15 protein-coding genes are annotated in these 13,555 nt (G+C 42.8%); 6 read left to right on the top strand and 9 right to left on the bottom strand.

All coding sequences use genetic code 11. The features are described 5' to 3' along the window. Positions 1-17 precede the first annotated feature (17 nt). The 4 genes from OKW21_RS28000 to OKW21_RS27985 all read right to left on the bottom strand — a co-directional run bounded on the left by OKW21_RS28000 (position 18) and on the right by OKW21_RS27985 (position 3,428). Positions 18-482, bottom strand: a complete 465-nt coding sequence (locus tag OKW21_RS28000) for a hypothetical protein (RefSeq protein WP_277486209.1) — start codon at positions 480-482, stop codon at positions 18-20. A gap of 60 nt (positions 483-542) precedes the next feature. Next, the gene (locus tag OKW21_RS27995; protein WP_277486206.1) at positions 543-1,685 is read right to left on the bottom strand and encodes a cysteine desulfurase family protein; all 1,143 of its coding nucleotides are present in this window, start codon (positions 1,683-1,685) and stop codon (positions 543-545) included. A 63-nt stretch (positions 1,686-1,748) separates the two neighbouring features. Continuing rightward, complete coding sequence (gene glmM / locus OKW21_RS27990) at positions 1,749-3,143, bottom strand: phosphoglucosamine mutase (RefSeq protein ID WP_277486203.1); 1,395 nt, start codon at positions 3,141-3,143, stop codon at positions 1,749-1,751. A 54-nt stretch (positions 3,144-3,197) separates the two neighbouring features. Beyond that, on the bottom strand, positions 3,198-3,428 hold the full coding sequence (locus OKW21_RS27985; protein ID WP_277486201.1) for a hypothetical protein: 231 nt from the start codon (positions 3,426-3,428) through the stop codon (positions 3,198-3,200). 133 nt (positions 3,429-3,561) lie between these two features. Here OKW21_RS27985 and mazG point away from each other — a divergent pair, with 133 nt between their 5' ends. Then, a complete protein-coding gene (gene mazG, locus OKW21_RS27980; protein WP_277486200.1) occupies positions 3,562-4,350 on the top strand; it encodes a nucleoside triphosphate pyrophosphohydrolase in 789 nt (262 codons plus the stop codon). A gap of 32 nt (positions 4,351-4,382) precedes the next feature. Here the strand turns inward: mazG and OKW21_RS27975 are convergent, their stop codons facing one another. Further along, entirely contained in the window at positions 4,383-4,535 is a 153-nt protein-coding gene (locus OKW21_RS27975; RefSeq protein WP_277486198.1) for a lmo0937 family membrane protein, read from the bottom strand. A gap of 76 nt (positions 4,536-4,611) precedes the next feature. Here OKW21_RS27975 and OKW21_RS27970 point away from each other — a divergent pair, with 76 nt between their 5' ends. After that, positions 4,612-5,481: a UbiA family prenyltransferase gene (locus tag OKW21_RS27970; RefSeq protein ID WP_277486195.1), complete on the top strand. Its 870-nt coding sequence runs from the start codon at positions 4,612-4,614 to the stop codon at positions 5,479-5,481. Between the two features lie 88 nt (positions 5,482-5,569). Here OKW21_RS27970 and OKW21_RS27965 read toward each other — a convergent pair whose 3' ends face one another. Next, positions 5,570-5,722 carry a hypothetical protein gene (locus OKW21_RS27965; protein WP_277486193.1) on the bottom strand — a complete coding sequence of 51 codons (153 nt, stop codon included), beginning with the start codon at positions 5,720-5,722 and terminating at the stop codon, positions 5,570-5,572. A gap of 394 nt (positions 5,723-6,116) precedes the next feature. Between OKW21_RS27965 and OKW21_RS27960 the strand changes: the two genes are divergently transcribed. Beyond that, positions 6,117-6,494 carry a hypothetical protein gene (locus OKW21_RS27960; protein WP_277486191.1) on the top strand — a complete coding sequence of 126 codons (378 nt, stop codon included), beginning with the start codon at positions 6,117-6,119 and terminating at the stop codon, positions 6,492-6,494. A gap of 10 nt (positions 6,495-6,504) precedes the next feature. Here OKW21_RS27960 and OKW21_RS27955 read toward each other — a convergent pair whose 3' ends face one another. After that, positions 6,505-7,131, bottom strand: coding sequence for a toxin-antitoxin system YwqK family antitoxin (locus OKW21_RS27955; RefSeq protein ID WP_277486188.1), 627 nt, complete (start codon positions 7,129-7,131; stop codon positions 6,505-6,507). A 314-nt stretch (positions 7,132-7,445) separates the two neighbouring features. Here OKW21_RS27955 and OKW21_RS27950 point away from each other — a divergent pair, with 314 nt between their 5' ends. From OKW21_RS27950 to OKW21_RS27940, 3 genes are all read left to right on the top strand, one after another. Next, positions 7,446-9,086, top strand: coding sequence for a sodium/sugar symporter (locus tag OKW21_RS27950; protein WP_277486187.1), 1,641 nt, complete (start codon positions 7,446-7,448; stop codon positions 9,084-9,086). Positions 9,087-9,096: 10 nt separating this feature from the next. After that, positions 9,097-10,254, top strand: coding sequence for a galactokinase (locus OKW21_RS27945; RefSeq protein WP_277486185.1), 1,158 nt, complete (start codon positions 9,097-9,099; stop codon positions 10,252-10,254). Between the two features lie 84 nt (positions 10,255-10,338). Further along, positions 10,339-11,376 (top strand): UDP-glucose--hexose-1-phosphate uridylyltransferase, encoded by a 1,038-nt coding sequence (locus OKW21_RS27940; protein WP_277486182.1) that lies wholly within the window; start codon positions 10,339-10,341, stop codon positions 11,374-11,376. Positions 11,377-11,764: 388 nt separating this feature from the next. Here the strand turns inward: OKW21_RS27940 and OKW21_RS27935 are convergent, their stop codons facing one another. Together OKW21_RS27935 and OKW21_RS27930 are read right to left on the bottom strand one after the other, a co-directional pair. Further along, a complete protein-coding gene (locus OKW21_RS27935) occupies positions 11,765-12,979 on the bottom strand; it encodes a M56 family metallopeptidase (RefSeq protein ID WP_277486179.1) in 1,215 nt (404 codons plus the stop codon). After that, the gene (locus OKW21_RS27930; protein ID WP_277486176.1) at positions 12,976-13,377 is read right to left on the bottom strand and encodes a BlaI/MecI/CopY family transcriptional regulator; all 402 of its coding nucleotides are present in this window, start codon (positions 13,375-13,377) and stop codon (positions 12,976-12,978) included. The genes OKW21_RS27935 and OKW21_RS27930 overlap by 4 nt, the downstream gene beginning before the upstream one ends. Positions 13,378-13,555: the final 178 nt, after the last annotated feature.

Here is a 13,555-nt window from a genome sequence, read left to right as displayed (position 1 = left end):
GTTCAGAAGCGCAATAATCACTTTCCCACTTCACCTACCATCACTGCATCTTCCAAAATATACATCAGTTGTTCGTAATCTTCATCGTTTAGCTTCAGCCTTCCTTTAAAGGCCACAATAGATTCAGTATAATCAATGGGTTCTTTCAGATAGACCTCCATCACGGTTTCAGGTCCACCGGAGCCACAAAAAAAGCAGGATGCCAGAGGCAGAGAAGATACAATGACATGATCTGGTTTGAAAAGGCCTTCAAAAGGAATGATATAACCGGGTACAGTAACTTCTTTACCCTCCATTGCCGTGGCTTCTTCGCTAAACTTCGGCACATAAAGTTCACCATACTCATCTTCAGTAATGGTGTAAGTTACCCCCGACAAGGCCTTCCATATTTTATTATCTATCGCTTGTTGCGCTATACTGGAAGAAAAGCTGACAAATAGTAAAATAAAAGAGGCGGTAAAAAAAAGCGTGTATCGTTTCATAGGTGGTTTTTTCAGTGCAATGATTGCTTAATATAGCAAACAAATATCTTTCGGATAAATTCAGGTATTGACAGAGGCATACATATTTGCCAACTTATCTACTACATAGTCTACTTCTTCCTGCGTATTGTATTTGCTGAAAGAGAAACGTATGATACCTCTCTCAGGATCGGAAGATAGGGCTCTGAGTACGTGTGAACCTATATTGGAACCGCTAGAGCAGGCAGAACCTCCCGAAGCTGAAATTTTATGTAAATCCAGGTTAAACAGAAGCATATCAGTATCTTCTGAGGGAGGTAGGCTTACATTAAGCACCGTATACAGACTTTTATCCAGATTTGCAGATTCTCCATTAAAGGCAATACCTGGCACTTTTTCTTTTAAGCCCTCAATCATACGTTTTTTGAGACCTAAAATATAATTGCGATGTTGCTCGGCACCCTCATAGGCTATTTCCAAAGCTTTGGCAAGGCCGATGATGCCGTAGAGATTTTCCGTTCCACCCCGCATATTTCTTTCCTGGGAGCCTCCATGTACGAAAGGTGTAATCTGATGGCCCTTCCTGAGATAGAGGAGGCCTACCCCTTTAGGTCCATGAAATTTATGGGCAGACCCGATAATACTGTGTACTTTGAGCTTACTAAGATCATGAGGGTAATGCGCAAGCGTCTGTACAGTATCAGAGTGAAAAATCGCATCATAAGCTTCGCAGATTTCACCAATCAGCTCAATATCATTGAGGTTACCAATTTCATTATTACCATGCATGATAGATACGAACGAACGTTCATTTTGCTCCAGAAGCGTTCTCAAATGCGTTAAGTCAATATTTCCCCGCTCATCAGTATCTACATAACTCAGACTGATTATCTTTTTTTTTGCCAGTTCCTGAAGGGTATGGAGTACGGCATGGTGTTCCAGGTGAGAAGTAATCGCATGTGTTATGCCCAACGCTTCTATGCTGCATTTTATAGCAGTGTTGTCTGCCTCTGTACCACCGGAGGTAAAGAAAATCTCAGAAGGAGAGCCATGAAGCAGGTCCGCTACTTTTTTTCGTGCTTTTTCCAGGGCCGAGCGGGTAGCTCTACCATGGGCATGCGTAGAGGAAGGATTACCATAAAACTCCAGCATATAAGGCTTCATGGCTTTAAACACTTCAGGCGAAAGCTGAGTAGTGGCGGCATTATCCAAATAGACCTGCATGGCGTGTAGTGTTTAGTAAAGAAGAAGTTAAAATTAGCACAGAAAAGAGGCATAGGAATCTACCTATGCTCTTTCTGATATTACTTCGCGTATATCGCTGATAAGCTTATTGGCCAAATGATCGGCAGTTACCTGAGAATGAGACTCAGCAATGATTCTAATGATAGGTTCTGTATTAGATCTGCGCAAATGCACCCACTCTTTGCCAAAGCTGATCTTGATACCATCAATAGGGTTGACAGGCATATTGCTGTATTTCAGCTTTATGCCTTTCATGATATTATCAATATCAATTTCAGGCGTCAGCTCAATTTTGTTCTTTGAAATGTGGTATTGAGGATAAGTAGATTTTAGCTGGGTCATGGTCTTGCCAAATTTAGCAAGATGAGAAAGAAAAAGAGCTATTCCGGTAAGCGCATCTCGTCCGTAGTGCATCTTAGGAAAAATGACACCGCCATTTCCTTCTCCGCCGATCACCGCATGGGTAGCCTTCATCGCTTTTACCACATTCACCTCACCTACGGCAGCGGCAGTATAGTTTCCTTCATGTTTCTCAGTAATATCCTGTAGTGCTTGCGAGGAAGATAGGTTAGAAACGGTATTACCTCCATTGTTAAGCCCCAGAATATAATCAGCTACTGCGACCAGGGTATATTCTTCGCCAAAAGGAGCGCCATTGTCCTGTATCAATACCAGGCGGTCCACGTCAGGATCTACTACAATGCCCAGGTCAAAAGCCCCCTGCTCAATCTTAGAACAAATATGATTTAGGTTTTCAGGAACGGGCTCAGGATTACGTTTAAAGGCACCATCAGGCTCACAGAAAAACTTTTCTACCTGTTCTACACCCAGGGCTTCCAAAAGCTGAGGTACCGCGATACCTCCTACAGAATTGACACAGTCAATAGCCACCCTCAAGTTACGGGACGCTATAGCGTCTTTGTCCACTTCAGCAAGGGCTAGTATCTTCTCTATGTGCTTGCTTATGTAGTTTTCTATTACACTATAACTACCTAGTTTTTTTGAAGTAGCAAACTCAAATGCACCTTCTTCAGCAATGCGCAGTACTTCCTCTCCCGCTTCAGCAGACAAAAACTCGCCATCAGCGTTAAGGAGTTTCAGGGCATTCCATTGCCCAGGGTTGTGGCTGGCGGTAATGATGATGCCTCCGTCGGCGTTCTCATCCTTCACCGCAAGTTCTACTGTGGGAGTAGGGGCAAGCTGAATATCAACGATATCAATACCTAATCCCTGCAAAGTGGAAGATACCAGTGAAGACACCATAGGGCCTGAAACACGGGCATCCCGCCCGATGATAACTTTGGCATCATCTTTTTTGGCTTTAATATATGTGCCATAAGCGGCAGCATATTTTACAATATCTACCGGTGTAAGCGCTTCTCCTACTTCTCCTCCGATAGTACCTCGTATACCGGAAATTGATTTAATTAAAGTCAATGAATGGTAATTTTATGGCTAAATATAGAAAGGCAGCAAATTTAGAAAAAAGCACTAATCAAACTTAGCTAATACTTTATTAACTTCAGAGTCGGGGTTACCACATTGGCTATCTTTGCCTACTTCTTTGCCGCAGTACCCACAGGTAGCACCTTCTTTATTCAGAAAAGGGCTTTGTGATGCACAGGTACCCTTAAACTCTCCATTTTTCAGGAAAATAAGTCTTACGCACATCAGTACGAAAAATAAACCCAAAAATCCTATACCTAAAAGTATCGTCGTCATATGCTTATCGTTTTCTGCTATTTTGATTACAAAGTTAAAACGAACTCCTTAGAACCAAAGTTTCTATTACTTATTTTTGATTGAGATTAATAGAAGAAAACTAAATAAAGTACTGTAGATAAAGGATTTACTCATGGCAAAAGAAAAAAAAGCAGAGGCTAGACAAGCATTTGAGCGTTTACTGAATATAATGGATGAATTAAGGGCGCAGTGCCCCTGGGATCGTAAGCAAACCCTGGAAAGTCTAAGACACCTTACCATAGAAGAGACCTATGAGCTCTCAGACGCCATCATAGAAGGAGATATGCCAGAAATAAAAAAAGAACTGGGAGACCTGATACTGCATATCGTATTTTATTCAAAAATAGCATCTGAACAGGAAGCTTTTGATATCAAGGATGTGCTGGATGGTATTTGCGAGAAATTAATAGTACGCCATCCCCATATTTATGGAGATGTAAAAGCCGAAGATGCTGCTACGGTAGAGCGAAACTGGGAACAGATTAAGCTGAAAGAGAAAGGGAACGTTAAAAAGACGGTATTGGGGGGAGTTCCCCAGTCATTGCCTGCCCTCATCAAAGCGATGCGCATACAGGACAAGGCCAGGGGGGTAGGCTTTGATTGGGAACATAAAGGACAGGTATGGGAAAAGGTAGAAGAAGAAATGGAGGAGTTTCGTGCAGAGGAGAAGGTAAACAATCTTGAAAAAATGCAGGACGAATACGGAGACTTGTTGTTTTCGCTGGTCAACTACGCTCGTTTTACAGGTATTAACCCTGAAGAAGCGCTGGAAAGAAGCAATAAGAAGTTTATTAAAAGATTCAACTATCTGGAGGAAAAAGCCAAGTCAGAAGGAAAAGACCTGGGAAACATGACGCTCAATGAGATGGATGCTTACTGGAATGAAGCTAAGAATATATAGCCGGAAGTCATTCGCTTCCGGCTCTAACATCATTATATCCCTCTTCCCCTGATTAACCTAAACAGGATAGCGATGATCGCTATCACCAATAGTATGTGGATAAAATTACCAACGCTAAATACAAAAAAACCAAGCAGCCATCCGATTAAAAGAATGATGGCTACCAGATATAATAAACCACTCATAGCTAAAAAAATTAGTTAATAATGCTTGATAACTGTAGCGGGTTTTTATTGTTTGCTCAATTGGTAAATTTACTATATGATCACCAAGTCTACACTACTGCATCTGCGCCTCCCTTTTTCTGTATTTCTTCTTCCAATTTTTCTTTTTGCGCTCAGTGTAGATGTACCGGAAGATTGGCCTCGTACTTTTCTGGTCTTTTTTATAATTCATTTCTTATTGTATCCGGCCAGTAATGGGTACAACAGCTATTTTGATAAAGACGAAGGAAGCATAGGAGGGCTGGAAAAACCACCTTTGGTAAGCAAAGACTTATACTGGGTAGCGCTTTTGCTGGACTTACTTGCCATCTTATTAGGCTTGCTTATCAACTGGCAGTTTGCGCTGATGCTATTAATCTACGGCCTGGTGAGCAAGGCTTATAGTCACCCTTCAGTAAGGTTAAAGAAACATGCGACAGCTAGTTGGTTTATTGCCGGTTTCTTTCAGGGGTGCTTCACCTGGCTCATGGCTTATATGAGTATTCATGATGTAGAAATTAATGAGGTATGGGTTTTACAATATGTACTGCCGGCCTTACTAAGCAGCCTGATGCTTTGGGGCTCTTACCCTATGACCCAGATCTACCAGCATGAAGAAGATGTCAGGCGGGGAGATATTACGTTAAGTTACAAACTGGGAGTTATCGGTACTTTTCATTTTACTGCTATTGTTTTCGCCTTTTCGGCTATAGGGTTCTTTCTGTACTACAGATACTTTTTTAGCCTTACACAAGCTTTCATTTATCTGATCTTTCTACTTCCGATTATATCCTATTTCTTTTATTGGTACTGGCAGGTTCGCCATGAAAAATCAGAAGTGAATTACAAATCTACCATGCGGCTAAATATGATCTCAGGGCTTAGCTTAAATGTTTTTTTTCTGTTGATGCTGCTGTGGGCATTGTAAGCATTCAGAGAGTATATATAGCAAAAAACCAGGCCAAAAAGCCTGGTAAATAGAAATGGATACTAATCCTAAAAATCTCTCAGTAATTTTATCTCTGCTGGATAGGATCACTTTTAGCTTTTTGTTGTATAGGGTCACTTTTGAACCCCTTTTGTTGAATTGGATCACTTTTAGCTTTCTGCTGCAATGGATCGCTGTCAGAATTAAGCGTGATAGGAATAATTTTATTAGGCTTAGGCATAGCTGAAAAGAATTAAGGTAAATGAATCAAAGAGCTTCAAGCGAATAACTTTTTTAATATAGGTAATTTTAACTAATAATCACAGGAAACAGTTACAGATACGGAATATCATGCTCTTAAATTGGGGGATTTGCCAAATAGTTGAAATAAGCTGATTCATCTAATCAAGCGGATGAGGTTACATTATATTTAAAGCGTATTGGTGATGTATTTCAACTGAAGGTTATCAAAACTTGGACGAAACTGGGTGACCGTGCAGAAATACTATATCAGACAGATTTGCGCATTTCCAATGCTATTTGTTGATCAGGTAGTTTAGCTTTTCTTAAAGTTTGTACAAAGAGGCTTCCAACCAAAGTGAGTAGAGTAGGGTCTTGGTAAAAACGACAAAACTATGAGTAGACTCTTTCTACTGTTACCCATTCTACTGTTGACTTTGGCTTGTCAGGAGATTGATTTTGATAATGGTGAGGAAGTGATTGTTTCTAATGCTTGTGGGGTAGATAAGCCTCTGGAAGAACTTCCCTGGCTCAAAGAGATTGTAGATGAGTATAAAAACAATCCTGGGAGTGATTATTGCCAGGTATATCAGATAGTACAAGGCCTCTATCAGGGGGAGAGCGTTTTTATCATTCAGGTGAGCGGAGCTTTGTGCTGTACCTGCGCAGGTAAGGCTGTGTACAACTGTGAAGGTGAGGCTGTATTCGTTTGCGAGCCGGAGGAAGAAAAGAAAATCAGGGAGCTGAAAGTAATCTGGAGTAGAGACAGATGAGTTTTATTCATCAATAATCAACCTTCTCTTTTCGTCCTTTCTTGTCTACATAGTACCAGTCTCCTGTGCGTTCACCTTCAGTATATTGGCCGATGTACTCCAGGCGCCCTTTTTTGTTATAAAATTTCCACTTTCCTTGTTCCTGACCCTGCTCAAAAGTTCCTTCCTGCAGGAGTTCACCATTTTCCTGATAAAAGATCCACTCTCCTGATGGTAAGCCATCCTGATAATAGCCGATACGCTTGGGAGTACCATCTTCATAGAAAAAAAACCATTTTCCCTCATAAAGCCCACCTCTGAACATACCCTTCTTCTCCACTTGCCCGTCAGGGTAATAATAGTACGAACTATCTTCCTGCTGGCCCAGCCGCCAGTTTTCTATTGCTTCCAGGTGCCCATTAAAGTCATAGTACTTTATTTCTCCGTGTATTTGCCCTTCCCGATAATGCTCAATAGCATTAAGAGTTCCATCAGGGTAGTAATAAGACCACTCACCAGTTTTCTGGCCTTCAGCAAGTTGTCCGGAAGATTTTAGTTGGCCGTTATCGTAATATTCTTTCTGCAACTGAGCCTGGAGAGGCGTATTTAGCAGAACTACTATGTTAACAAGCCAAATGAGGCGGAAAAGCATTGTCATTATTGTCAATATTTTGGTGCTCTGACAGAAATTGTAGATATATAATTAGACAAGCCTATCTTCTTGGCGATTTTGCTTTGCCAAAGGACTTCACAAAAATGCTAAAGAATCTTATTATTTGTCGGTCTTATTATTTTACAACGCAGGAGAGAAAACTTTGATTTTGTCCCCTCATCCTCCAAGTAAATACCACTCCTGTCTTTAGTAAAAGTTTAATCCTGATGATGCAAACCATCAAACGAGTAATACAACATTAAAATTATTATACTTGTAGAACGGACTAACAAAAACCAAACTACTTAACAAATTTGCACATGGGATTTTCCGCATTAGACTTTGGAGTGTTCATTGGCTACTGCCTCTTTATCATCGGCTTAGGCCTTTGGGTTTCAAGAGATAAAAAAGGGCACGAAAAAGACTCACAAGACTACTTTCTGGCCAGCCGGTCTTTACCCTGGTGGGCAGTAGGGGCATCGCTGATCGCTTCCAATATTTCAGCAGAGCAGTTTATTGGTATGTCGGGTTCAGGGTATGCACTAGGTTTGGCAATCTCAACTTATGAGTGGATGGCGGCCGCCACCCTGCTGGTCGTAGGTAAATTTTTCCTGCCAATCTACATCAAGAAGGGAATCTACACCATGCCTCAGTTTCTGGCAGACAGATATAATGATACTGTGCGCACGTTTATGGCTATCTTCTGGCTGCTCGTCTATGTATTTGTAAACCTTACCTCAGTCATCTACCTGGGTGCTTTAAGTATAGAGACCGTACTGGGAGTTGATCTGATTTACGCCATCATAGGCCTGGCGCTATTTGCTTTATTGTACTCTATCTATGGTGGATTGATGGCAGTAGCCTGGACGGATGTAGTACAGGTGATATTCCTGGTATTAGGAGGTTTGGCTACGACTTATCTGGCACTGGATATTGTAGGAGACGGAGATATATTTGGAGGCTTGGCACGACTTCGAAATGAAGCCCCCGACCACTTTCACATGATTCTGGAAGAAGGCTTTATGATCACCGATGGGCAGGGAGGTACCACCGATGCCTATCAGATGCTGCCCGGCATAAGTGTACTCATTGGTGGAATGTGGATTGTAAACTTAAGTTACTGGGGGTTCAATCAGTATATTACCCAGCGGGCATTGGCAGCTAAGAACCTGGATCATGCTCAGCGGGGCGTAGTATTCGCAGGAATACTGAAATTATTAATTCCTCTGATTGTCGTTATTCCCGGTATTGCTGCCTTTGTCATTGTTCAGAATGACGCAATGGGCGGTGATTTTACCAATATTATGACTGATCCTGATACTGGCTTTATCGTTCCCGACAGAGCATACCCATCATTACTTAGCCTTCTACCTAATGGTATGAAAGGAGTAGCTTTTGCCGCGCTTACCGCTGCCATTGTATCGTCGCTGGCATCTATGGCAAACAGTACTTCTACAATATTTACTATGGACATCTACCGTAATTATATTAATAAGAATGCTTCGGAGCACTCGCTGGTACGCATGGGCCGTATCGTGGTGGTAGTCTCATTTATTATCGCTTGTCTGGTAGCTCCAGCCCTACAAGGACTGGGTCAGGTATTTCAGTACATACAGGAATACACCGGCTATGTATCGCCCGGCGTGTTTGTGATCTTTGTGTTTGGCGTATTCTGGAAAAAAACTACCCCGGATGCCGCACTTACTGCCGCTATTCTCACCATTCCGCTATCGGCTGCATTAGCGTTCTTTTTCCCTGAGCTTCCTTTCATTGACAGGATGGGCGTGGTTTTCCTGATACTAGCTACTTTAATGATCGTCATTAGCCTGGTACAATCCGGCAAGGATCAGCCTAATTCTATTGAGCTTTCTTACGATCTGTTCAAAACCAGCCGTAAGTTTAATGTAGGTGCTTTGTTAATTATCGGTATTTTGGCAGCTTTATATATTATTTATTGGTAACCTATTTTTTATGGATGCTTCCATTATTAGAAACAAATTTTTAGAACTCTATGAGAAAGAGCCAAGCCTGGTGCGTTCCCCGGGCAGGGTCAACCTTATAGGAGAACATACTGATTATAATGAGGGTTTTGTGCTTCCGGCAGCCATCAACAAGGACATGATCTTTGCCCTGGCACCCAACGACCACTCCCGTTGCCGGGTATATTCATATGATATGCGGGAAAGTGTAGACTTTGATCCGGAAGCCTTTCAGCGCTCTGAACATGCCTGGGTCAATTACATTCTGGGAATTATTGACCAGCTGCAAAAGCAGGGCCTGTCTGTAGGAGGTTTTGACTGTGTATTTGGAGGAGATATTCCTCGAGGAGCAGGGATGTCCTCTTCTGCAGCGCTGGAATGTGGCCTGGCTACCGCGCTTAACCACGTGTTTGCATTGGGCCTTGATAGACTAAGTATTGCCAAGCTATCCCAAAAGTCAGAGAATGAGTATGTGGGCGTACAATGCGGTATCATGGACCAGTTTGCCAATTTATTTGGTCAGCGTCATCAGGTAATCAAGCTGGATTGCCGCTCCCTGGAGTATGAGATGATTCCCTTCAAGATCAGCGGACACAAAATAGTATTGCTGGATACCAATATCAGTCATTCCCTGGCTTCTTCAGAATACAATACCCGCCGGCAGCAGTGTGAAGAAGGTGTGCAGCGCCTGAAGGAGCAGGAGTTGGATATCAAAAGCCTGCGCGATGTGGATATGGATATGCTCACCCGTTTTCGTACTATGATGGATGAAGTAGTATATCGCCGCTGTCGTTATGTGGTTGAAGAAAATGCCAGAGTAGAAGAAGCCTGCCGCTTGCTTCAAAATGATGACTTGTCAGGCTTTGGGCAAAAAATGTATGAGTCGCATGAGGGGCTGAGCAAAGCATATGAAGTAAGCTGCGAAGAGCTGGATTTTCTGGTAGAACAGACCCGCGATGATGAGAACGTGCTGGGAGCCCGCATGATGGGAGGCGGCTTTGGCGGTTGTACTATTAATCTGGTAAAAGAGGAAGCCCTGGCTGAAATGACCATGGACATAGAGCAGGAGTACCAGCAAAAGTTTCGTCGTGAACTGAAAGTGTATATCGGCGATATTGTCAACGGAACAGAAGTAATGAAGAATGACTAATGAAGAATGATAAAGGTTTAGAAACAACTACCATTTTGTTTACTGCAATTCATCATTATTCATTCTCCAATAATCATTAGCCCTATGGATTTTGACTTAAAAGAGCATCCACATAGAAGGTATAATCCGCTCACTGGTGAGCATGTACTGGTCTCGCCCCACCGCATGAAGCGCCCCTGGCAGGGACAGGTAGAGAAGCTGGATGAGGAAAAGCGGCCGGAATATGATCCTAAATGTTATCTCTGTCCGGGCAACAGCAGAGCAGGAGGTGAGCAAAATCCGCAGTACGAAAGTACTTTTGTATTTACTAACGACTTTGCCGCGCTCAAAGAAGATGTGCCTGGCGGTAGTGAAGAGAAAGGCAATCTGCTCAGAGCGCAAAGTGAAAAAGGCATATGTAGGGTAATCTGCTTCTCTCCACGCCACGACCTCACACTGCCCCAGATGGAAGTTGCTGAAATCGTAAAAGTAGTGGAACTGTGGCAAAAGGAATTTGAGGAGTTGGGAAGCCATCCTGAGATCAATTACGTGCAGATTTTTGAGAACAAAGGACAGATGATGGGCTGTAGCAATCCACATCCCCACGGGCAAATCTGGGCACAAAGTACCGTGCCTATGGAGCCGGTGCTGGAAGGCAAGCATCAGGGAGATTATCTGCAAAAAAATGGCAGCAGTCTGCTGGAAGATTATGTGAAGCTGGAACTGGAAGAAAAGGAACGCATTGTGCTGGAAAATGAGCATTTTGTAGCCGTAGTTCCTTTCTGGGCGGTCTGGCCCTTTGAGACCATGATCATCAGCAAGCGTCATCTGCAAAATATATTACAGTTTACGGGAGAAGAAAAGCTGGCATATGCTGAGATACTGAAAAAGCTCACCATTTTGTACGACAATCTTTTTGAGACCTCTTTTCCCTATTCCGCGGGTATTCACCAGGCTCCTACCGATGGCTTGGAGCACACGGAATGGCATTTTCACCATCACTTTTATCCGCCACTGTTACGCTCCGCTACGGTCAAAAAATTTATGGTGGGCTACGAAATGCTGGGCGACCCCCAGCGCGATATCACCGCTGAGTCCAGCGCAGAAAGATTGAGGAATTTGCCGAAGGGGCATTATAAATAGAGTGCTTCATATTGTTCGTTCACCCTTATCCAGTGTGTGTATGTCATGCCGTAGGCATCTTTACCATCTATAAAACTGCAACCATAGTAAAAGTAAGTCCTGAAGCTTTAGGTCAAATAAGCTCTTCAATACGTTTTTAGGCAGCTATATAGTTTATACCAAATACGCTTCGGATGTCATTCAGTAGGAACTTTTTAAATCAATAATACTGAACTGATTTTTGATAATAAAATGACATATAACATATACTCTTATTTCCTTCGCGCTACTCCTTTAGCAAATTCCAATAAGGTTCTTTTGTGGCATGCAATGCTGAATGACAATTGTTTTCATATAGCAAGAAGTCGTTTTGAATAAACACATAATTCGTAAAAATTCATTCAAATACCTACTTCAAAATCACCCTTTTCACCACCGACTCACCATTACCATTAAATATCTGCTGTCCATAACCATCAAAGATCTGAAGATAAGGAGCATACAAAAGTGTGTCCCTTGCTGTTTCAGTTTCTTGCTCTGGCAGGTCTTGCTCCTCAAAAGGATTTTTGAGGGTAAAAGCAAAAAGCATAAAACCGATCAGGCAGAAGCTGAGGAGGAAGGGTAGGGGCTGCACACCTTTCTTTTTCTGCTGAGGCGCTACGATTCTGCGAATTCTTTCGGCAAAGCCGGAGCGCCCTTTGCCACGGTCCCGGGTAGAAAGCCCAACCGTTGATATAGTAGTACGTAAAGAAGCCACCTGTAAAAGCGCCTGGGCATAGATCTGTGGTCGCCCGGTGATTTTGAGGGTAATCGCATCGCAGGCATGCTCACTTTCCTGCTCCAGCACTGAAGCGATGTACCAGTATGCCGGATGGTAGAAAAGGATAACTTCGGCTACAGATTGTAGCAGGTTCCACAGATAATCATGCCGACGGATGTGCGCCAGCTCGTGTACCAATATGCTTTCTATCTGCTCAGCAGGCATGGCCGTAAGCATGCTGGCAGGCAGTAGAATCATTGGCTTGAGCCAGCCTAAAGTAAGCGGGCTGTCCAGTGTATCATTGGTGCTGATTTCAACTTTTTGACGAATGCCTAGAACCTGCTGTAACTCCAATGATTTTGCTTTCCAGAATTCGGGTAAAGCCTGTTTCTTCTGTTTGAGTTGATGAATTTGCCATAGTCCCAGGCTCAGGCGAAAGCTGAACAATAGACTGCCTATAAGCCATGCACTAGCTAGCAAGCTAGCATTTTCAGCCAGTTGATAAAATAAAGTATAAACTTCACTTTTGATTTGAGCCCAGAGGCTGGAATGAGTACTGACTTCCAAGTCCATCAGTTCTATAGCTTGACCAATGGCCTGGGTGCTAAAACTTTGGTTTACAGCAGGTAAAGGTTTGAGGCTGTCCCATTCATGATAAAGCGTAGAGCTGAAGGCAAGTAGTATGAGCATGAGACTGCTAAAAGCAAGGATGAAGCGCAAGCTTGCTTTTTCGTAACGGATAAGGCGAAGTAGGCACCAGAGTATTACCATTAGCAGCATTCCCTGCCAGAGTGAATGCAGGAGCGTGATGCCGAGAGCTTCAGAAGCACGCTGAAGTTGTGGAGAGTAGCTTAAAAAATTCATGATTCATCACTTTTATCAAGTTTATCCAAAAACTTTTTGATCTCTTCTATCTCCTCGGCTGAGGGGGTTTTTCTACCCAGCGCCCGCATCACCAACTGGCTGGTAGAACCTTTGAAGACACGATTGACAAACTGGTCCAGCAGGTGGTTATTGACCTGCGACTCCTGTACTTCTGCCTTATAAATATGGGAGCGGCCTTTGGCACCTTCGGTCGTGCGGCTCAGCAATCCCTTATCGTGCATGATCTGCATAAATTTAAGGGTAGTGGTATAGCCGGTTGGTTTTTCTACGCTCAGCAGTTCGTTGACCTCCCGCACTGTGCTTGGCCCTTTCTCCCAGAGGATTTGCAAAATAGCCAGCTCGTTTTCTGAAGGTTTGATATTTTTTTTCTTCCCCATAGCTTATTACGAATTATTTCGTAATAAGATAAAATGTATAATTTTTCGGCTGGGGAAGAGAAGGAGAGGGGTAGCTAAAAATAGCATTAAAAGGCGTAAAACTTCAAAGCATTTATTCAGAATACGAAATTTTCAAAAAATAAGCCTTTTCAGGAACATTTGGTCTAATGATTTGCTT

Origin of the sequence: Catalinimonas alkaloidigena, assembly GCF_029504655.1 — a bacterium.
Classification (GTDB): domain Bacteria; phylum Bacteroidota; class Bacteroidia; order Cytophagales; family Cyclobacteriaceae; genus Catalinimonas; species Catalinimonas alkaloidigena.
This window is presented reverse-complemented; position numbering and strand designations above follow the sequence as displayed.